The organism is Taklimakanibacter albus (assembly GCF_016595235.1).
GTDB classification, from domain to species: Bacteria; Pseudomonadota; Alphaproteobacteria; order Rhizobiales; family Aestuariivirgaceae; genus Taklimakanibacter; species Taklimakanibacter albus.
In genome coordinates this window covers 92,444-112,721 of the sequence record NZ_JAENHL010000008.1, presented here as the reverse complement: position 1 = coordinate 112,721, position 20,278 = coordinate 92,444, and the positions used below count along the sequence as shown (strand labels likewise).

The 20,278-nt window shown below is 62.7% G+C and carries 19 protein-coding genes; 16 read left to right on the top strand and 3 right to left on the bottom strand.

Annotated elements, in window-relative coordinates; all coding sequences use genetic code 11:
- The first annotated feature begins 72 nt into the window (after nucleotides 1-72).
- The 9 genes from JHL16_RS23450 to JHL16_RS23410 all read left to right on the top strand — a co-directional run bounded on the left by JHL16_RS23450 (nucleotide 73) and on the right by JHL16_RS23410 (nucleotide 8,894).
- Nucleotides 73-2,901 (top strand): molybdopterin oxidoreductase family protein, encoded by a 2,829-nt coding sequence (locus tag JHL16_RS23450; protein ID WP_246771139.1) that lies wholly within the window; start codon nucleotides 73-75, stop codon nucleotides 2,899-2,901.
- Nucleotides 2,898-3,656, top strand: a complete 759-nt coding sequence (locus tag JHL16_RS23445) for a 4Fe-4S dicluster domain-containing protein (protein ID WP_200187339.1) — start codon at nucleotides 2,898-2,900, stop codon at nucleotides 3,654-3,656. Before JHL16_RS23450 ends, JHL16_RS23445 begins: the two co-directional genes overlap by 4 nt.
- Complete coding sequence (locus tag JHL16_RS23440) at nucleotides 3,657-4,127, top strand: hypothetical protein (RefSeq protein WP_200187338.1); 471 nt, start codon at nucleotides 3,657-3,659, stop codon at nucleotides 4,125-4,127.
- Between the two features lie 3 nt (nucleotides 4,128-4,130).
- Nucleotides 4,131-5,075 (top strand): dimethyl sulfoxide reductase anchor subunit family protein, encoded by a 945-nt coding sequence (locus tag JHL16_RS23435; RefSeq protein ID WP_200187337.1) that lies wholly within the window; start codon nucleotides 4,131-4,133, stop codon nucleotides 5,073-5,075.
- A gap of 61 nt (nucleotides 5,076-5,136) precedes the next feature.
- Nucleotides 5,137-5,508: an antitoxin Xre/MbcA/ParS toxin-binding domain-containing protein gene (locus JHL16_RS23430; protein ID WP_200187336.1), complete on the top strand. Its 372-nt coding sequence runs from the start codon at nucleotides 5,137-5,139 to the stop codon at nucleotides 5,506-5,508.
- The gene (locus JHL16_RS23425; protein ID WP_200187335.1) at nucleotides 5,501-6,037 is read left to right on the top strand and encodes an RES family NAD+ phosphorylase; all 537 of its coding nucleotides are present in this window, start codon (nucleotides 5,501-5,503) and stop codon (nucleotides 6,035-6,037) included. The genes JHL16_RS23430 and JHL16_RS23425 overlap by 8 nt, the downstream gene beginning before the upstream one ends.
- Nucleotides 6,030-6,857 carry an MBL fold metallo-hydrolase gene (locus JHL16_RS23420; RefSeq protein ID WP_200187334.1) on the top strand — a complete coding sequence of 276 codons (828 nt, stop codon included), beginning with the start codon at nucleotides 6,030-6,032 and terminating at the stop codon, nucleotides 6,855-6,857. The genes JHL16_RS23425 and JHL16_RS23420 overlap by 8 nt, the downstream gene beginning before the upstream one ends.
- A 70-nt stretch (nucleotides 6,858-6,927) precedes the next feature.
- Nucleotides 6,928-7,947, top strand: a complete 1,020-nt coding sequence (gene bmt / locus JHL16_RS23415; protein ID WP_200187333.1) for a betaine--homocysteine S-methyltransferase — start codon at nucleotides 6,928-6,930, stop codon at nucleotides 7,945-7,947.
- A gap of 20 nt (nucleotides 7,948-7,967) precedes the next feature.
- Nucleotides 7,968-8,894, top strand: coding sequence for a glycosyltransferase (locus JHL16_RS23410; RefSeq protein WP_200187332.1), 927 nt, complete (start codon nucleotides 7,968-7,970; stop codon nucleotides 8,892-8,894).
- Here JHL16_RS23410 and JHL16_RS23405 read toward each other — a convergent pair.
- Nucleotides 8,833-10,023, bottom strand: a complete 1,191-nt coding sequence (locus tag JHL16_RS23405) for a sugar-transfer associated ATP-grasp domain-containing protein (RefSeq protein WP_200187331.1) — start codon at nucleotides 10,021-10,023, stop codon at nucleotides 8,833-8,835. The genes JHL16_RS23410 and JHL16_RS23405 overlap by 62 nt on opposite strands.
- A 391-nt stretch (nucleotides 10,024-10,414) precedes the next feature.
- Here JHL16_RS23405 and JHL16_RS23400 point away from each other — a divergent pair, with 391 nt between their 5' ends.
- Nucleotides 10,415-11,371, top strand: a complete 957-nt coding sequence (locus JHL16_RS23400) for a glycosyltransferase family protein (RefSeq protein WP_200187330.1) — start codon at nucleotides 10,415-10,417, stop codon at nucleotides 11,369-11,371.
- Nucleotides 11,372-11,374: 3 nt separating this feature from the next.
- Here JHL16_RS23400 and JHL16_RS23395 read toward each other — a convergent pair whose 3' ends face one another.
- Entirely contained in the window at nucleotides 11,375-12,556 is a 1,182-nt protein-coding gene (locus JHL16_RS23395; protein WP_200187329.1) for an ROK family transcriptional regulator, read from the bottom strand.
- A 133-nt stretch (nucleotides 12,557-12,689) separates the two neighbouring features.
- On the opposite strand from JHL16_RS23395, the gene JHL16_RS23390 reads away from it, so the two are divergent.
- Genes JHL16_RS23390 through JHL16_RS23365 form a run of 6 tightly spaced genes read left to right on the top strand, consistent with a single transcriptional unit; the run spans nucleotide 12,690 to nucleotide 19,433 of the window.
- Nucleotides 12,690-13,976, top strand: coding sequence for an ABC transporter substrate-binding protein (locus JHL16_RS23390; protein ID WP_200187328.1), 1,287 nt, complete (start codon nucleotides 12,690-12,692; stop codon nucleotides 13,974-13,976).
- Nucleotides 13,977-14,017: 41 nt separating this feature from the next.
- Nucleotides 14,018-14,920 (top strand): carbohydrate ABC transporter permease, encoded by a 903-nt coding sequence (locus JHL16_RS23385; RefSeq protein ID WP_200187327.1) that lies wholly within the window; start codon nucleotides 14,018-14,020, stop codon nucleotides 14,918-14,920.
- Entirely contained in the window at nucleotides 14,917-15,765 is an 849-nt protein-coding gene (locus tag JHL16_RS23380) for a carbohydrate ABC transporter permease (RefSeq protein WP_200187326.1), read from the top strand. Before JHL16_RS23385 ends, JHL16_RS23380 begins: the two co-directional genes overlap by 4 nt.
- Before the next feature lie 7 nt (nucleotides 15,766-15,772).
- Nucleotides 15,773-16,831: an ABC transporter ATP-binding protein gene (locus JHL16_RS23375; RefSeq protein WP_200187325.1), complete on the top strand. Its 1,059-nt coding sequence runs from the start codon at nucleotides 15,773-15,775 to the stop codon at nucleotides 16,829-16,831.
- Nucleotides 16,832-16,854: 23 nt separating this feature from the next.
- A complete protein-coding gene (locus JHL16_RS23370) occupies nucleotides 16,855-18,237 on the top strand; it encodes an aminotransferase (protein ID WP_200187324.1) in 1,383 nt (460 codons plus the stop codon).
- A gap of 56 nt (nucleotides 18,238-18,293) precedes the next feature.
- A complete protein-coding gene (locus JHL16_RS23365) occupies nucleotides 18,294-19,433 on the top strand; it encodes a PQQ-dependent sugar dehydrogenase (protein ID WP_200187323.1) in 1,140 nt (379 codons plus the stop codon).
- Here JHL16_RS23365 and JHL16_RS23360 read toward each other — a convergent pair.
- On the bottom strand, nucleotides 19,408-20,214 hold the full coding sequence (locus JHL16_RS23360) for a hypothetical protein (RefSeq protein ID WP_200187322.1): 807 nt from the start codon (nucleotides 20,212-20,214) through the stop codon (nucleotides 19,408-19,410). The two genes, JHL16_RS23365 and JHL16_RS23360, sit on opposite strands and share 26 nt — an antisense overlap.
- Between the last annotated feature and the right edge of the window lie 64 nt (nucleotides 20,215-20,278).

Here is a 20,278-nt window from a genome sequence, read left to right as displayed (position 1 = left end):
CACAGGGGTCTGATCCTATGGTCCAGCCAGTGCCTGTCATGTAGGTTGGTGAAAAGTGGTGCCATGCCTCGAATGACCCAACCGAAGATCGATACCTCGCCCAAGACCTGGGACGAGATCAAGACGACCACGTGCTATATGTGCGCCTGCCGCTGCGGCATCAAGGTCTATCTGAAAGACGGCACGGTCAAATATATCGAGGGCAACCGCGACCATCCGGTGAACAAGGGGGTGATCTGCGGCAAGGGCGCCTCCGGCATCATGCAGCATTATTCGCCGGCGAGGCTGTCGAAACCCATGCTCCGGGTCGGCGAGCGGGGCGGGGGCGAATTCCGTGAGATCGAATGGGAGGAGGCGCTCACTCTGGCCACCACGTGGCTGAAGAAAGTGCGCGCCGAGGATCCCAAGCGCCTTGCCTTCTTCACCGGCCGCGACCAGTCGCAAGGCCTCACGGGGTGGTGGGCGACGCAATTCGGCACGCCCAACTATGCCGCCCATGGCGGCTTCTGCTCGGTCAACATGGCGGCGGCCGGCCTCTACACTTTCGGCGGCTCCTTCTGGGAGTTCGGCGAGCCCGACTGGAAGCACACCAAATATTTCCTGCTCTTCGGCGTCGCCGAGGACCATGCCTCAAACCCGATCAAGATCGGCCTCGGCAAGCTCAAAGAGCGCGGCGTCAAGATCGTCTCGATCAATCCGGTGCGCACCGGCTACTCGGCCATCGCCGATGAATGGATCGGTATTCGTCCGGGTACGGATGGATTATTTGCCGGCGCCCTCATTCATGAGCTGCTGCGCAATCAGAAGATCGATCTCGACTATCTGGCGCGCTACACCAATGCCGCCTGGCTGGTCATCCGCAATCCGGGCGGCGCCGATGACGGCACCTTCGCGCGCAACGCCAATGGCGAGCCTCTGATCTATGACGCGGTGATCGGCCGGCCGCTGTCCGCCCATCGCGCCGATACCTCGCCGAAGCTTGTCGGAGAAGTCACATTGGTCGACGGCCGGCGCGCCGTGCCGTCCTTCATGCTGGTGGCCGAACGTTTCCTCGCGGATGATTATTCGCCGGCCAAGGTCGCCGAAGCCTGCGGCATCCCGGCCGACACGATCCGCCGCATCGCCACCGAGCTCGCGCGGACCGCTTTCGAGGAGGAGCTCTGCCTCAATATCGGCTGGCGCGATTGGGCCGGGCGCATCCATGACAAGATGATCGGCCGGCCGGTGTCGATGTATGCGATGCGCGGAATCTCGGCACATTCGAACGGCTTCCAGACCTGCCGCACGCTGCATCTCCTACAGATCATCCTCGGCACAATCGACGTGCCGGGGGGCTTCCGCTATCGCCCGCCATTTCCAAAGCCGGCGCCGCCCGGCATCAAGCCCGCCGGCAAGCCGGGGCAGGTCAAACCCAATACTGCTCTGCCCGGACCGCCGCTCGGCTTCGTCGCAGCACCCGAGGATCTGCTGATCGATGCGGAAGGCACACCGCAGCGCATCGACAAGGCCTATTCCTGGGAAGCGCCCTTGGCCGCCCATGGCATGATGCATACGGTGATCGCCAATGCGGCCAAGCGCGATCCCTACGGCATCGATGTGCTGTTCCTCTATATGGCGAATATGAGCTGGAACTCGGCGATGAATGTCACCGAGACGACAGGACATCTGACGGCGAAGGATGAGAAGACCGGCGACTATGTCATCCCGCATATCATCTATTCCGACGCCTATGCGTCCGAGATGGTGCATTACGCCGATCTGATCCTGCCCGACACGACCTATCTCGAGCGTTGGGACTGCATCTCGCTGCTCGACCGGCCGATTTCGGAGGCCGACGGTCCGGCGGATGCCATCCGCCAGCCGGTCACCGAGCCGGATCGCGATGTCAGGCCGTTCCAGACGGTGCTGCTCGATCTAGGCGCCCGTCTGGGGCTTACCGGCATGACCAATGAAGACGGGACGCCCCGTTATCCCGGCGGCTATGAAGATTATATCGTCAATCACGAGCGCAGCCCCGGCGTCGGTCCGCTCGCCGGCTGGCGCGGCAAGGAAGGCGTCTTCCACGGCCGCGGTGAACCCAATCCGAAACAGCTCGAGCGCTATATCGAGAATGGCTGCCACTGGTTCTACGAATTGCCGGACCATGTGAAGTACTATCGCCACGCCAATCGCGATTATCTCGAATGGGCGACATCCTTCGGCTTCATCGGCAAGCCGGAGCCGATCGTCTTCCAGCTCTATCTCGAACCGTTGCAGAAATTCCGCCTCGCGGCGCAAGGCCATGGCGCCATCGTGCCGCCGCCGGTGCATCGCGAGCGGATCCTCACTTATTTCGATCCCTTGCCCGGCTGGTACGAGCCGATCGAGGAGAGCCTGCGCGACAAGACGGAATATCCCTTCCATGCCATCACCCAGCGACCGATGGCGATGTATCATTCCTGGGGTTCGCAGAATGCCTGGCTACGTCAGATATTGGGCCGCAACTGGCTTTATCTGGCGCGCTCGCGCGGCGAGGCGATGGGCCTCGAGGATGGCGACTGGGTGCATGTCACGTCAGCGACGAGCCGCATCAAGGTGCAGGTGAAGCTGATGGACGGCGTCAATCCGCACACCGTGTGGACCTGGAACGCCATCGGCAAACGCTCCGGCGCCTGGGCGCTGGCGCCCGATGCGCCGGAGGCAAAGAAGGGCTTCCTGCTCAATCATCTCATCGCCGAGTTGCTGCCGGAGCGCGATGGCGGCTATCGTTATTCCAATTCCGATCCGGTCACCGGCCAGGCGGCCTGGTATGATCTGCGCGTACGCATCGAGAAGGCTGAGGACGAACCCCAAATGAGCGCGCCGCAATTTCCCGTGCTGACCGGTTTCAAGGGCATCGCCGGACGCAGGAGGCGCGTATGACCTCGCTTCCGGCGCAAGTGCCCGGCCAGAAGAAGCTCGGCCTCGTCATCGATCTCGACACCTGCGTCGGCTGCCAGGCTTGCGCCACCTCCTGCAAGGAATGGAACACACAGGGCTATTCGGCGCCGCTCAATGACCGCAACGCCTATGGTGCTTCACCGGAGGGCACCTGGCTCAACCGCATCCATGGTTATGAGGTGAAGGGCGCCGAGGACGAGCAGTCGCGCATCGTGCATTTCCCGCGCTCGTGCCTCCATTGCGAAGAGCCGGCCTGCGTGACCGTGTGCCCGACCGGCGCTTCCTACAAGCGCGCCGAGGACGGCATCGTGCTGGTCAACCCCGAGACCTGCATCGGCTGCAAGCTCTGTTCCTGGGCCTGTCCCTATGGCGCGCGGGAATATGACTATGACGATGGCGTGATGAAGAAATGCACGCTCTGCGTCGACCGCATCTACAACAAGAATTTTGCCGAAGAGGACCGCGTTCCCGCTTGCGTGAAGGCCTGCCCGACGGGTGCTCGCCATTTCGGCGATCTGGGCGATGCCGAAAGCAAGGTCTCGCGCCTCGTCGCCGAGCGTGGCGGCTATGATCTCCTGCCCGAGATGGGCTACAAGCCGGTCAACAAATATCTCCCGCCGCGCAAGCGCAGCAATGAAAAGCTGAAAGCCGCTTCCGGCGAATCCGAAGTGAAGAGCGACGGCAAATCACGGGTTGACGATTTCTTCCGCTGGGCTGACCGTTTACTGAGCCGTTGAGTGGACGAGATGGCGCTTATCCCCACAGCAGGCAAGTCGCCGATCTCGAAATTAACGTCCTTCGTTCTGGGTGCGGAAGCACTGTCTGAGGCATTTCGTGGTATTCCCCAGTACGATCTCTTCCTGCTGGAGTTTCACAGTGCGCAGCCGCCGCACGTGAATTCACCGGGCAAGCGCTTGGTTCTGCGGGTGGACTACAGCCCACGCAGCCCGTCGATAGCGAGCCAGCGCGGTTTTCCAGGAGACTGGTATTTGCGGGTCTATGCGGTTCCCCGGAATCTTAAGGCCCAGATCAAGAAGGCTCTTTTGGAAGATGTGCTGCCGAGCCAGATGCTACCCTGGTTGCGCGACTCTGGCGGCCTGGACGGACGGGCCGGCAGCCTGATGACCGATGTCTTCTTCGATCCCGGCACGCAGGAATGCTATGTCCAGCACTATCACGGCGGCCTTCAGCCTCAGCGAGTTCCTTAGACGATGCATCCCGCTTATTCGGTTATTCTGTTCACTACGGCTTCTGGCGCAGGCTACGGCCTTCTGGCGTTGCTGGGCATCGTCGGCTTCAATCACGGGCCGTCCTCGAGCCTGTGGTTCGGCGCCGTCGCGATCATCATCGCTCTCGGTCTCATCACGCTCGGGCTTCTCTCATCGACCTTCCATCTCGGGCGCCCGGAACGCGCCTGGCGTGCTTTCTCGCAATGGCGCTCCTCCTGGCTGTCGCGCGAGGGCATCGCTTCGGTGATCACTTTCGCCCCCGCGCTGCTTTTCGGCGCGCTGTGGCTGGGCTTCATCGCCAAGCCGCAATGGATCGGCCTTGCGGGGCTGGCGACGGCGGCGATGTGCGCGGTGACCGTTTTCTGCACCGCCAAGATCTATTCGACGCTCACCACCATCCGGCAATGGCATCACAAGCTGACCGTGCCGGTCTATCTCGCTTTCGCGCTCGCGACCGGTGCGGTGCTCTTGATGGCGATCGCCTCGGTCTTCGGTCTCTATCAGATCTTCCAGGCGGGCCTCGCCGTCGTCGCTCTGATCCTGACCCTGGTGCTCAAATTTCTCTATTGGCGCCAGATCGACGCTGAACCGCGCAACCGCACCATCGAGGCGGCGACCGGGCTGGCGCGGGCAGGGGAGACGGTGCGGCAATGGGAAGTGCCGCACACGGCGAAGAATTTCATCATGAACGAGATGGGTTATGCAGTCGCCCGCAAGCATGCCGAGAAGCTCCGCCGCCTCGTCATGATCCTGCTGCTGCTCGCGATCCTGGTGACGGTGCTGACCATGGCGGCGCCGGGCCTCGCTATCCCGCTGTCGATCATCGCCTTCCTGCTCGCGGGCGCCGCGGCCGCCGTCGAGCGTTGGCTGTTCTTCGCCGAAGCGCAGCATGTCGTCTCGCTCTTTTACGGCGCTGAACGGGCTTGATTTGAGCGTAAATTGATCTTATTTTAAGCGCCATGGTATCAATTTGTGACGGAGGGCGGCTGTGAATAATTCAGGCCTGGAATTCGCCGCTGGTCATTTCAGCGAGGAGCAATCCCCCTATTTGTCCGCGCCCCGGGTCTCGGAGGTGCTGGGAATCAATCAGTCCGAGCTGGCAAAGCTGGCCGGGATCGCCAGAAATACCCTTACTGCCAAGACCAGCGCCCGTAAGGTCGATCAGGCATTGAGCCCGATCGTTCGAATTCTCGCCATGGCTATCGAGATGACAGGTGATGAGAGCCGTGCGGTGATCTGGTTCAAGCACCAGCCAATACCCGGCTGGGCCGGCAAGACGGCCTATGATCTCGTTGGCGAAGGCAAGGCCGACAAGGTTCTCGGCTATCTGGAGGCGGTCCGCTCCGGCGTCTATGCGTGAGGTCGACGCCGGCTCCTTATATCATCTTTGGCGAGCCTATGTGCCGCGCTGGGCATTTGCGCCTCTGTCGGGCGAGGGAGCCAAGCGGTTTGGAGGACGCTGGAATCCCGTTGGAGCACCGACGATCTACGCCGCCCGTGAGCTCTCCACCGCATGGGCCGAGTACAATCAGGGCTTTGTGCAGCACCCGGCCTTGATTCTGCAGATCGAGCTCTCCGGAGCATCATTAGCCGATCTTACCGTTGCGACGACGCTACAAGGCTTGGGCGTGACGCCGGAAATTCATAAATGTCCGTGGCGCGCGGAGCTTGAGGCGGGCCGCGTCCCTCAGACATATGATTTGCGCGCCAAGCTTCTTGCGCAAGGCTTTGACGGTGTGATCTATCCCTCTGTGATGTCTCCGGGTGGTGGCTGCGTGGCACTTTGGCGATGGAATGAGCCTGACGCGCCTTCACTCAAGGCGATTGATCCCGAAGGACTGTTGCCGCGCAATCAAAGCTCTTGGTTTGAAGAGAGAAGCAATGACTGATCCGACTATCCGCTGGTTCGACGACTGGTATGCGATCGACGAGATCGCGCCTGGCCTCTATGGCATCGGCGAACCCAACTACTACCAGATCAACTGGAACTATCTCGTCGTCGGTGAGGAGCGGGCGCTGCTCTTCGATACCGGGCCGGGCGTGCGTGACATTACACCGGTCGTCCAAAGCCTCACCGACAAGCCGGTGACGGCGCTCCTGTCGCATCTCCATTTCGACCATACCGGCAATTTCCATCGCTTCGCCGACACGGCGCTTGTCGATCTGCCGATCCTGCGGGCGTGCGAGCAGGGCGGATTGTTTCATGCGCCCGACGAGATGTTTCTGGGTTCGATCGATGGCCTGAACTGGACACCGATGCCCATTCGCCAGTGGTGGCCGATCGGTCATCGCATCGACCTGGGCGGCATCTCGCTCGAGATACTGGCGACGCCCGGCCATTCACCGGAATCCGTCTCGGTTCTCGACCGAAAGCGCTCGGTCCTGCTCGCCGCTGATTTCCTCTATCTCGGCAATCTCTATGGCCAGATCCCGGGCGCTTCCCTGCCGGATTATCTGACCGCCGCCGAGGCGCTTGCCACGGAGCTTAGCGATGACGTCCTGATTCTCGGCGCCCATGGCAAGCCATTGCCGGACGGCACCCACATCGCGCCGCGGCTCGGGCGCCCTGACCTCGGAGACCTGATTGCTGGGCTCAACGCCATTCGCGACCGGAAAATGCCGCCTGCGAGCCAGAATCCCGACCGTTATCGGCTTAATGACCGTGTTGCCCTGCTGGCAGGCCCCGAATCCTATGGTATCTGGCGCTGACCGCACGGGCTGTTGTAAGTCATATAAAGATATGTTTATATGATCATGTATTTCTTTGGGAACCCATTCGATGACGCGTCCGACTTTCGTTGAAGCTTTGAATACGAGACCCTGGCTGCTGGCCGACGGCGCCACCGGCACCAATTATTTCCAGATGGGCCTGGTCTCGGGCGATGCTCCGGAAATCTGGAATTTCGAGTTTCCCGAGCGTGTCCGCTCGCTCCATCGCCGCTTCATCGAAGCGGGCGCCGACATCATTCTCACCAACACCTTCGGCGGCAACCGCCACCGCCTGAAGCTTCATAATGCGCAAGATCAAGTGCGCGAGGTCAATATCGCCGCCGCCAGGAATGCCCGTGCCGAGGCCGATGCGGTCAACCGCCCCGTTTATGTCGCGGGCTCGATCGGCCCGACCGGCGAGATCTTCGAGCCGATCGGCTCGATGTCACATGCCGAAGGCGTCGCGGCATTCGCCGAGCAGGCCAAGGCCTTGCAGGAAGGCGGCGTCGACGTTCTGTGGATCGAGACCATGTCGTCGGAAGAGGAGCTGCGCGCCGCCGTCGAAGGCGCCGCGCAGGCCGGGCTTCCGATCGTCACCACGATGAGCTTCGACACCAATGGCCGGACCATGATGGGCATCACGCCGCAGGCCTTCGGCGCGCTCGCATCGAGCCTCGGCACGCAGCCCGTGGCGATCGGCGCCAATTGCGGCGTCGGCGCATCCGAGCTGGTGGCGACCGTCCTTGGCATCACCGCCGCCAGGCCCGACGCCCATGTCGTCGCCAAAGGCAATTGCGGCATCCCGCAATATGTCGACGGTCACATCCATTACACCGGCACGCCCGAGCTGATGGCGGACTATGCCCGCATCGCGCTCGATGCCGGTGCCCGCATTATCGGCGGCTGCTGCGGTACCAGCCCCGATCATCTCGCCGCGATGCGCAAGTCGCTCGAAACCTATAGCAAGGGCACGCGTCCTTCGATCGAGACGGTCGAGCAGCGTCTGGGCGCCGTGTCCGAGCTCGCCAAGGGCTTCGACCTCGCGGCGGCCGGTGCGGCGCGCCGTGAGCGCCGCCGCGCCCGCGACTAGCGCATTGGCTGAAACAGCCCGTGCCGACCGCGATCTGCCTCACGCCTGACCGGCGCTTCTTCGGGCCGGCGCTATGCGTCGCCTCGCAGATCATCGCCTGCGGTCTGCCGCCCGAAACCGACATCTTCCTTATTTGCGAGGAGGGCGATGTCTGGCCGCGCTACGACCTGCTCGACGAGCCGTTGAAGGGCCGGCTGCACCTTCTGGTGACGTCCTTCCACGAGGTGACGCGCGACCTGCCGACCAATGCCAATGGCGAGCATGCGATCACGCGGCGGCTGTTCCTCGATCGCGTCTTGCCGGCCCATTATGACCGCATCATCCCGGTCGATTCCGACATGATGATCGTCCATGAGGGGCTGGCGCCGCTCGTCACGCTCGATCTCGGCGGCAAGGTCATGGCGGCGGCGACCGACATGATCTCCTATATGGATTGGGGCGGCCATCTGGCCGAGGAATTCAGGGCCTATCGTCGGGCGCTCGGCATGGCGCCGGACACGCTCTATTTCAACAACGGCCTCACTGTCATCGACCGCGCCGCCTGGACCCGCGCCGATCTCGGCGAGCGCACCTTGCGCTTCATTTCGGATAACCCTTCGCTCTGCCTGCGTTTCGAGCAGAGCGCTCTCAACGCGCTGCTCAAGGGTGACATTGCCCGGCTGTCGCCGCGCTTCAATTTCATGGGCGACTTCCTGCTTCTCGACCTCGAAGGTGAGGTCCGGCCGAATGTCTATCATTTCGTCAACCGGCCGAAGCCCTGGCAGGCCGGCTGGGTCGGAAATCCTCGTTACGCCCGCGCCTTCAAGGAATGGTTCGCGGCATCGCCCTGGCCGGATTTTCCCGATATCCGTCCGTCCGATCATCATGCGCCGGTCAATCAGGATTTCAGAGAGCGGTTGCTCGGCTTTCTGCGGACGCAGAGTTTTGTCGATGGCTGGCATCCCTGACGCGGTGTGTCAGGTGAAAGGCGATCAACTCTCCGAACCGACCATTGCCCCACGGTCCATCGAGCCGCTGCTCGATCTCGAGATCGGGAGCCTTGTTGGCTTCGAGAATGACCGGGCCGCGCGCCGTGATGGCGATGTCCCAGCCGATCAGATAGAGCGCCTTTAGCTCGGCATGCGTGGCGAGCGCCAGCGCGAGAGCCTCACGCCAGTAAGGAATGGTGCGGCCGGTGATCCGGGCGTTGGTGACCGGGTGATGATCCATCCAACGCGCGACCGGGGATGAGTTCGAAGCCGGGCCCAGAATGCCGGTTAGGGGATCGACTGCCGAGGCAATGCCGTCCTGCGTATCGACGATGCGCTCGCGGAATTGCGACATGCGGAACATCGTGAACAGGTGCTCCGGCTCGCCTTCCTCGTTCAGCATCGTGTGCAGCCGCAGGGTGCATAATGCGCCAGCCGAGAGATCGCTGACATCGGGATGATTGGCGAGGCACTCATAAACGAGATAGGCCTGGTTCCGGGACAGTTCGACGAGGCGCTCCGTCAGCCCTTTCGCGTCGAGGGAGGTACTATGACCATGTCGATGATAGCGTCCTTCGATATAGGCCCATCTTTCAGCGCCGCTGCCGCCATTCTCCTTGCGCGGCTTGAGAAACAGATCGACGGTCGGCAGCGTTATTTGCGACGGATCGGTCCAACCGAAGGTGCCTTTCGACACGATGGCGAAAAGACGCGCGGTGGGCAGGCTGTGGGCATAGCAGAATTGATGGAAAGCAAGCTTGTCGTTCAGAAGCTTGGCGCTGACGCGGCGAGCCGGGTCGTCGCGATAGAGACGCTTGTAGAGCTGGCAGCCGCCCTTGATGTGGCCGCGCAGCACATAGTCCCGGGCCCGTGGCCAGTTGCGTCGCTCATGCAGCTCGTAAGTATAGAAGAAGTTCACCGGGATGCCTTGCGTGAAAGCGAGCCGCATCTGATCGGCGAATTGCCCGATCATGCCGCGCCCGTAGCGGCGCGCGACATAGGCGCCATTGGCGAAAGTCAGGCCCAATCCCCACAGCACCATGGCGGGCGGCCAGGCGAGCATGACGAGCTTGCGCCTGAGGAAAGGCATGGCAGCGAGCCGCGCCATGATCTCCTCGCGACAGACCCCATGGAGGAGGGCGGAAGGTGTGCCGGCGGCAACCGGGGAGCTTGGGCAATGGAGAAGCGGAAAGGCGTGCAGCGCGGTCAGGGCTTGCACTTCGAGTTGGCTGAGATAGGCGCCGTATTTCGAATGGCGCGGTTGATACAAAGACAGTGATCCGGCCACGTTTGCGGCTCCCTTGGACAATGGGGGCCGGAAGATGCTGGGTCACCGCGGCATCGGGGCGGCGCCGGATATACAAGTTTGTAAACTCGCCGCCGCAATTCGTAAGAACGTGCGCCGGCAGGATTTTTATTATCCGGCCACAGAAAAACTCACTAACGAGGATCAGCCATTTGCTGCTTGTTTCGGCGAGGTTGGGATTCGGGGACGAGCGATGCGCGCTATCGATATCGGCATATTTCCGCTGACAGCGAAAACCGCGCGTCTTGACGCGCTGCAGGCTTTCGCGGTCGCCTTGCGGCAGACTGAGCATAAGGTGACCTGGGTCGAGGAGCCGGGTTATCGGGGATGCGATCTCGCCATCATCTATGGCTCTCCGGGTGTGGGCGTCGGCAAGCGGCGCGCGGCGCGACAGGCGATCATTTCGCGTCACCGGGGACCACTTCTGATCGTCGAAACACCGCTCTTCGGCCGCAAGGTTCCTCTGATCAAGCACCGGCGTCTACCCTTCCTGCGTGCGGGCTCCAGCGAAACCTTCGATCGCTTCCGTGTCGCGCTCAATGGCTGCTTCTGGGACAATGGCATCTTCTGCAACGAGCCGACCGATGCCCGGCGCTGGGACAGGCTGCGCCATGAGCTGGGGCTCGAATGCCGCGATTATCGCGAAGAGGGCGACCATATCCTGCTGGTCGGGCAAGTGCCTGGCGATGCCTCCCTGCGCGGGCTTGATGTCGTCAAATGGCTGGAAAGCACGGTTATCGATCTTTCGGCATGGTCGGATCGCCGGATCGTCATTCGGCCGCACCCGCTCTCGGGACACGCCGCCTTGAGCAATCTGGCGCGCAGTCTGCGTTCCCGTGGCATGACCAACTGGGAGATCAGGTCCGGCGGGATCTTGAGCGAAGCGCTGCGCAATGCCTGGGCGACGATCACTTATTCGTCGGGGGCGGCCATCGATTCACTTCTGATGGGCGTGCCGGCGCTTTCCATGTGCCCGGCCAGCATGGCCTGGTCGGTCAGCGATCATGAGCTGGGCAAGATCGAGCAACCCACCTTGTTCGACCGAAGGCCATGGCTCGATCGCCTGGCGCATTCGCAATGGGCGACGGCGGAGATCGCGGACGGCACGGTCTGGGAGCGCTTCCGGGCCAAGATCGCCGACATGATCTAATCCTCACACATAGGGATTGAGCTCGCGATAGAGCGGGTTGAGCGTCGCCAGCAGCGGCAGCACGGCGGCGCCGCGCGCCACCGCGTCGGCGCCGAGCTCGCTTTTCATGATGCGCGGCACGGTGCGCTCGATGCGCCCGACGGAGGGCAGCAGGGGCTCTGCCTTGGCCATGAAGGTGTCGATGAGCCAGTTGGGCGCGTTGCCGCCGATCATGATCGATTGCGGATCGAAGAGATTTTCGATCGCGTTGAGGCCATTGCGCAAGGGCTCGATACCTTCTGCGATCCACGCCGCGATATCGGGATCGTCGGGGCCGAAGCGCTGGGCGAACTCCGCCATGGTCTCGACCTCGATGCCCGCGGCCGTGAGATGCCGCATGGCGCTGTCGACCGATACATAGGTTTCGAGACAGCCCCTTTTACCGCAGATGCACTCATGCCCGCCGGGTACGACGGTGACATGGCCCACTTCGCCGGCATTGCCGCTGGCGCCGCCGAAGGCCGCGCTGTGCACCATGACGCCGCTGCCGACGCCGATGCCGAAATAGAGATAGACGAAATTGGTGAGGCGGCGCGCCGCCTCGCCGAAGCGCCATTCGGCGATGATCGCGCACTGGCCGTCATTGGCGAGCGACACATTATAGCCGGTGGCCTTGCGCAACAGATCGCGCAAAGCGAGGCCGTCCCAGCCGGGCAGGCGGGGCGGGCTCAGACCCTTCACCGCGAAGGGGCCGGGTGTGGCGAGGCCGATGCCGAGGAAGCGGTCATCCGGGATCCTGGCCGAAGTGAGCAGCCGCTTGGTCGCGAGCTCGAGCTGCACCACCGCATGGTGGGGTTCGAGATCGTTGAGCGCGTGATCCTCGCGATGGAGCACGTCGCCCGCCAGATTGACGGCGATGGCCGACATCTGGCCGACATCGACATGAAAGCCGAGCGAGAAGGCGCCGTCGGGATTGAGACTCAGCGGCACGGGCGGCTTGCCGACGCGGCGGCCCGACGGCTTCGTCTCCTGGAGGAATCGCATGGCGATCAGTTCGTCCACCAGATCCGAGCTCGCCTGCTTGGAAAGCCCCGTCTCATCCGCGATGCCGGAGCGCGAAATGCCGCCATTCATCCGGATCGTGTCGAACACGACCCACAGATTGATCAGTTTGGCCTTCACGGCATTGGTGGCACTCAGAAGCATAAAACCATTCCTAAACAGTGGCTTATAATTAATAAGTCAGAATGACTGAATAATTATTGACAGTCATTCTAACTGGCGTCAATCTCTGCCGCCATGCTCAGAAGAGCAAAAAAAGAAGAGGGAGGAGTGAACGATGATCCACAGCTTTAATCGCCGCACATTACTGAAAGCGGGCGCCGCCGCCGGCGCCGCGATGGCCCTGCCGGATTTCCTGGGGAGCACTGCCCGCGCGCAAGCCGCAGGCCTCAATGTCTTTTCGCCGCTGCCGCCCGACCCGGCGCCGCCCGGGGCCGCGAAATTCTCCGAAGAGGCCTTTGCCAAATGGCAGGCCGACAATGGCGCCACAGTCGCTTATGAGACGCTCGCCTGGCCGCAACTCCATGACCGTATGGCGACCGCTTTCGCCTCCGGCGCCGCCCCCTGGGACATCACCTATAATTGCGGCTGGGTGCCGGAATTCGAGTCTTTCCTTTCACCCTATGCCGACACTTTGCCCAAGGCGCTGGTCGACGACCTGCCGGCCTCGAGCTTCGCCACGACGACCGTCGGCGGCAAGCGCTACGGCACGGTCTTCACGCTCTCGCTCCTGACCCTGTTCTACAACAAGGAGCTCCTGGAGCAGGCGGGCTTCAAGGAGGCCCCCAAGACCTGGGACGAGATGAAGGCCTGCGCCAAGGAGATGACCCGCGACGGCCGCTTCGGCTTCGTGCTGAACTATGGCGATCCCGCCGGCATTGGCGGCACCGCCAGCTACTGGATGGTGTTCCTGCAGCAGGCCGGCGGCAAGCTCTATGGCGAGGACGGCCTGCCGTCCTTCAAGAGCGACGAAGGTGTCGCCGCCTTGCAGATGATGGTCGATCTCATGCCGTCGACCGATCCGGGCTCGATCTCCTATGCCGGCATCAATGACGCGACCAATGTTCTCCTCGCCGGCCGCGCCGGCATGATGATGAACTGGCCCTTCATGTGGAACGCCGCCAATGACCCTAAGCAGTCGCAGATCGTCGGCAAGATGACGAGCGCCGTTCTCCCGGCCGGGCCCAAGGGCAGCGCCTCGATCGACGGCACCGATGCCTGGACCATCGTCAAATCGAGCAAGAACCAGGACAAGGCGCAGAAGCTCATCGAATTCTATCTCGATGCCGAGGTGCAGAAGCGCCAGGTGCTCGACACCGGCTGGCTGCCGATCCGCCTGTCGGTGCTCGGCGATCCGGAAGTCCAGGCCAAGGCGCCCAATGCGGCCGTGGTGCTCGAGCAGGCCAAGCATCCCTATGACAGCTTCGTCACCGCCGACTACAACCAGGTGACGGTCGCGATCGGCACCGAAGTGCAGCAGGCGCTGCAGGGCTCGAAGACCGCCGCCCAGGCGATCGCCGACGCGCATGAAGCGGTGACGGCCATCGTCAAGCGCCGGGGCTGATAGATCACGGTAACTGAACGCGGCGAGGGGCAGGGCGTCAGATGATCAGCACATTCGAGCAGCGGCGACGAAGAACAGGCTTGTTCTTCGTCGCGCCGGCCCTGATCGTGCTCGCCGCGATCCTTTTCTATCCGATCGTCGATTCGATCCTGCTGGCGCTGCAGCGGGTGCAGCTTGCGGGCGGCGCCGTCACGCAGGAATGGGCGGGCTTCGGCAATTTCGAGCGTCTGTTCACCGACGCGGTGTTCTGGAAGGCGGCGCGCAACACGGCCTATTTCTCGGTTATGGAAGTCGTGCTGGTGACGCTGCTGAGCCTCGGCGTGGCGCTGCTGCTCAACCATCCCTTCGGCCGCTCGGGCTTCTTCCGCATCCTCCTGATCGTGCCTTGGGCCCTGGCGCCAGTCGCCAATGCGGTCTTGTGGAAATGGATCCTCAACGCCAATTACGGCGTCCTCAACGGAATGCTGAAATCGCTGGGCGTCATCGGCAACAACCAGGTCTGGCTCGGCACGCCGCTTTCGGCCTTGAATTTCCTGCTCATCGTCGATGTGTGGAAATCGGTGCCTTTCGTGGCGCTCCTCATGCTGGCGGGCCTCCAGCGCGTGCCGCAATCGCTCTACCGCGCCGCTTACATGGATGGTGCCGGACCGTGGCGGAGCTTCCTGCATGTGACCTTGCCGACCATGCGCGGTGTCATTGCCATCGCCATCGTGCTCCAGACCATCTGGTCCCTGCGCGTCTTCGATCTCGTCTTCGTCCTGACCCGCGGCGGACCGGCCGATGCGACGGTGCTGCTCAATTTCCTCGCTTACCGCGTCACCTTCAACTTCCTCGACCTGGGTTATGGCGCTGCCATCGCCAATGTCATCTTCGCGCTCACCTTCCTCCTCGCCGCCGCTTATGTCTGGCTTTTATGGCCGCGCGAACCCAAAGGTGCCCGATGAGCTTTGCAAGGCTTCGGGAAGGTGGACCGCTGCGCAAGACCGTGATCCTGGTCGGGCTGGCACTCTTCACCTTCTGGTCCGCAGCGCCGGTCCTCTGGCTCATCATTTCGAGCCTGCTTGAGCAGAAGGCGCTGATCGCACAACCACCGGATCTCTCGCCGCAGAATTTCACCTTGGAGAATTTCTCGACCGTTCTCGCCGCCGCGGCGGCGCTCGGCCGCGGTATCGCCAATTCACTGATCGTGTCGCTGTTCTCGACCGCGCTGGCGCTGGTGCTCGGCGCGCCGGCCGCCTATGCGCTCGCCCGTCTGCCGGTGCCGCGCGCCAATGGCATCGCCTTCCTCATCCTCGCCACCCAGATGTTGCCCGGCATCGCCATTGCCATCCCGCTCTTCATCGTGATCAGCAAGCTCGGCCTTATCGACAATGTCCTGTCGCTGGGCGTCGTCTATCTCTCCTTCAACCTGCCCATCGTCATCTGGATCCTGCGCGGTTTCTTCCTCGGTATTCCTTCCGGCATCGAGAAGGCGGCGGCCGTCGATGGTGCGGGCATTTTCGCCACCTTCTGGTACATCGTGCTGCCGATTTCCCTGCCGCCTTTGAGCGCCGCCGCCGTCTTCGCCTTCGTCGAGGCGTGGAACGAGTTTTTCTTCGCGCTGATCCTGACGCGCCAGCAGGCGCAGACCGTGCCTTTGGTGATCGCGCAATTCGCCGGACAATATCAGACCGTTTTCGGACAGATGATGGCCGCCGCCGTCATCAGCGTGGCGCCGGTCATCCTGCTTGCCGTCCTGTTCCGCAACCAGATCATCCGCGGCTTCGCGGACGGCATGATGAAGGGGTGAGGCCCGAATGACCGCCATTGAAATCCGCAATGTCTCGAAGACCTTCGGCAACTACACCGCCTGCCGGGATGTCAATCTGGCCATTGCCGAAGGCGAGTTCGTGACACTGCTCGGCGCCTCGGGCTGCGGCAAGACCACGACGCTCAACATGGTGGCGGGGCTCGAGGATGCGAGCTCGGGCGACATCTTGATGGGCGGCCGGCGTGTCAATGAGCTTTCGCCCGTCGAGCGCGACGTCGCCATGGTGTTCCAGAACTATGCGCTTTATCCGCATATGACGGTCGCCCGCAATATCAGCTTCACCTTGAAGATGCGCGGGGTTCCGTCGTCCGAGATCAAGGAACGCGTCGAGAAGGTCGCCGCCGCGCTTGAGCTTTCCACCATGCTCGAGCGCCTGCCGGCGCAACTGTCTGGCGGCCAGCAGCAGCGTGTCGCCATCGGCCGCGCGCTCGTTCGCGAGCCCAGATATTTCCTCTTCGACGAGCCTTTCTCCAATCTCGACGCTAATCTGCGCCTCAAGATGCGCGCCGAGGTGAAGGAGCTGCATCAGCGCCTCGGCGTGACCTCGATCTTCGTCACCCATGACCAGGAAGAGGCAATGTCGATCTCGGATCGTATCGCGGTAATGAATGGCGGACGCATCGAGCAGCTCGGCACGCCGGAAGAAATCTATGCGCGGCCGGCCACGCGTTATGTGGCGACCTTCATCGGCAGCCCGCGCATCGAGCTGGCGGCGGGTGAGATCGGCGCGGATGGCGCGATCAAGGTGGGCGCTGCGGCCATTCCGCTCCCAACCGGAGCAGGGCTCGCACCCGGCCGTCCGGTCGATTTCGGGATCAGGCCCGAATATGTGGCGCTCGGCGACAGCGGCATCCCGGCCACCGTGCGCCTGGTGCAGCCGGTCGGACCCACCACCCATGTAACTCTAGACTGGGAAGGCGGCACGCTGCTCGCGAGCCTTCCCGGCTTCGTGCGGCTCAATTCTGGCATGCCGGTCAAGGCGGCGATCGACAGCCGCCATCTTCTCATTTTCGATCGCCAGAGCGGCGAACGTCTCTCACACTAATTTGCCAAGGAAAGGCCACAGCCATGAACCAGCATTTCAAGCCCAATTCCGTCGCCGGGCGCGATGTCGCCAGCCATCTCCATTCACAGACCAACCCCAAGCGTTTCGAGGAAAAGGGGCCGGTGATCATCACGAAGGGAGAGGGCATCCATGTCTTCGACGATGCCGGCAAGTCTTACATTGATGCCATGGCGGGCTTGTGGTGCGCCTCGCTCGGTTTCAACAATGAGCGGCTCGCGGCGGCGGCCAACCGGCAGTATTCCGAGCTTGGTTTCTACCACACCTTCTTCAACCGAACCCACGAGCCGGCGACCAATCTCGCCGAAACGCTGGTCGACCTGACCGGCATGAAGGGCGGCAAGGCTTATTTTGCCACCTCCGGCTCGGAAGCGAACGAAACGATGGTGAAGCTGGCCTGGGTCTATCACACGGTGCGCGGCAAGCCGACCAAGCGCAAAGTGATCGCCCGCGACCGCGCCTTCCACGGCTCGACGATCGCGGCGGCCTCGATGTGCGGCCTCACCTTCATGCATCGCGAATTCGGCCTGCCCATACCGGGCTTCCTGCACACGTTGTGTCCCGATCCTTATCGCGGCATGCTGGACGGCGAAAGCGAGGACGAGTTCGCCGACCGTCTGGCGCTTGAGCTCGAGAGGCTGATCCTGCGCGAAGGCCCCGACACAATCGCCGCCTTCATCGCCGAGCCGATCAATGCCGGCGGCGGCATCATCGTGCCGCCCAAATCATACTTCGCCAAGATCGAGGTGGTGCTCGCCAAATATGACATCCTCTGTCTCGGTGATGAGATCGTCTGCGGCTTCGGCCGCACGGGCAACTGGTTCGGCAAGGACACGGTCGGCATGAAGCCGCATATGATGGCGCTCGCCAAGGGCCTGTCCTCGTCCTATTTCCCGATCTCGGCCGTCGTGCTGGCGCCGGAGATTTATGACGCCGTCAATGCGTTCAACAAGCAGGGCGGCTCCTTCGGCCATGGCTTCACCAATTCCGGCCATCCGGTCGGCGTCGCCGTGGCGCTCGAGACGATCAAGATCTACAACGAGATGAATGTCGTCGAGCATGTCCGCAAGATGGGCGCGCGGCTGAAATGGCATTTCGACTCGATGGCGCAGCGCTATCCGATGATCGGCGATGTCCGCGGCGCCGGCCTCATGCTCGGCATCGAGCTTGTCGCCGACCGCGCCACCCGCACGCCCTTCGATCCGGCGTTGCAGGTGGGACTCACCTTCGACCAGATCGCCTATGAGCATGGCCTGATCGGCCGCTGCATGGGCGACACGCTGGGCTTCTCGCCGCCGCTGATCGTCACCGAGAAGGATATCGATCAGATCGCCGAACGCTGCGAGACGAGCCTGAAGGTGCTTGAAGGCCGGCTCACAGTTCGGTGACTTGGGAACCAAAGCCGCATCTCCTATCTTTCCTGAATCTGAGTCCTTCTGGAGAGATGGTGATGCGGTTTGTCGTTACGTTAGCATTGGGCGTCTTGATCTTGACGCCCGATGTCGAGGCCGCGACCTTCAAAACCGAGAAGGGTGACATCTCCGTCGATATCATCGCCGATGGGCTGGCGCGGCCATGGGCTATCGATTTCCTGCCCGACAAGCGCATGATCGTGACGGAGCGCGGCGGCCGGATGCGGATCGTCTCGCCTGACGGCAAGAAGAGTGCCGCGATCAAAGGTGTGCCCGGTGTCGATGTCGGCGGGCAGGGCGGTCTCCTCGATGTCGCCGTCCATCCTGATTTCGCTCAGAACCGGCTCATCTATTGGAGCTTTTCGGAAGCCGGCAAAGGCGGCAATTCGACCGCTGTGGCGCGCGGCAGGCTGAGCGCCGACGGCAAGGCGCTCGACGACGTCAAGGTGATTTTCTCGCAGAAGCCGAAAGTGCGCAGCAACTTGCATTTCGGCAGCCGCCTCGTCTTCGATGGTAAGGGCCATCTCTTCGTCACCTTGGGTGAGCGTTCGGCCGAGAAATTCCGCAGCCAGGCGCAGGAGCTCGATTCGCATCTGGGCAAGGTCGTGCGCCTGATGGAGGACGGCTCAGTGCCGAAGGACAATCCCTTCGTCGGCAAGGAGGACGCGCTCCCGGAGATCTGGTCCTATGGCCACCGCAATCCACAAGCCGCCGCCATCAATCCCGCGACCGGCGCGCTGTGGGAGATCGAGCACGGGCCTATGGGGGGAGATGAGATCAATCTGCCGGAGCCCGGCAAGAATTACGGCTGGCCCGTCGTCTCCTATGGCGTGAATTATGACGGCACGCCGGTCGGCAGCGGCAAAAGTGAAGCGCCCGGCATGGAGAACCCCATCTATCAATGGACGCCGGTCATCGCGCCCTCAGGCATGGCCTTTTATACCGGCGACAGCTTCCCGCAATGGAAGGGCAATCTCTTCGTCGGCGGCTTGCGCGCCGAGGCGCTGGTGCGGCTCGAGCTCGATGGCGCCAAGGTCACGCATGAGGAGCGCCTACTGAAGGAGTTGGGCATGCGCATCCGCGACGTGGCGCAGGGCCCTGACGGGGCGCTGTATGTTGTGACCGATGCGAGCGACGGGCAGATCCTCAGGATTTCGCCCGCGACGCCCTGATCATCGCGATACCGATCGCCAGCAGTACTGCGAAGATCAAGAGCCACGCCCAGGTGGCGGGGCTTGCGAGATTAGCGCGGCCGGTCTGCGCCTGCGCGAGCGCGAAGCCGACCAGAGCAAAGAAGCCGAGCCCGGCATTGAAGACGCCGCCGACCAGGCATTCCTCGCGCGCCGCCGATCGACCTAGGAGCAAGGTGCCGAGCCCCGGGGCCAGGAAGACGGCACTGTAGATCTGGCCGTGCATCGCATCGATAGCCCAGGGCCAGAAGCCCGCGGCGATGCCGGGCGCAACGAACAAGGCCACGCCGTAGAGCGTCATCACCGCGCCGGCCACCTGCAGCGTGCTCCTGAAACGGTCGCTCACCGCCAGAGCAGAGACCTTGGGCAATTGGCGATAGAGCAGCAACGCCCCACCGCTGAGCGCGGCATAGCCGACATAGAGAACGAACCACAGGGCGATGCGGCGCGCGCCAACGAAGGCCGGCAGATGGATCAGTGAGGCTATGGTGACCACGAAGGTGAAGACGAAGGCCACGACGAAGCTGGCGCGTCCGGGCGACCAGCGATTGTCGAGAAACAGCACCGCCAGGGCGCCGAGCTCGGCGCAATACACGGCGCCCAGAAAGCGCGCATTGAAGGGCGCGATGGCCCAGGGCCAGCGCGGCACGATCACTTGTGGTGCGAAGAGCAGCAGCGGCCCGGCGATGAGGACGATGAGCGCCGCTCCGGTGAACACTCTCACCCAGGGTGACAAAGGCGGATTGAGCGCAGTCTCGCTCATGTGACGGTTCCCAGCTGATCACAGGCGTTGAAAGGGTACGCCTAATGACGCTTGAGGACGAGAC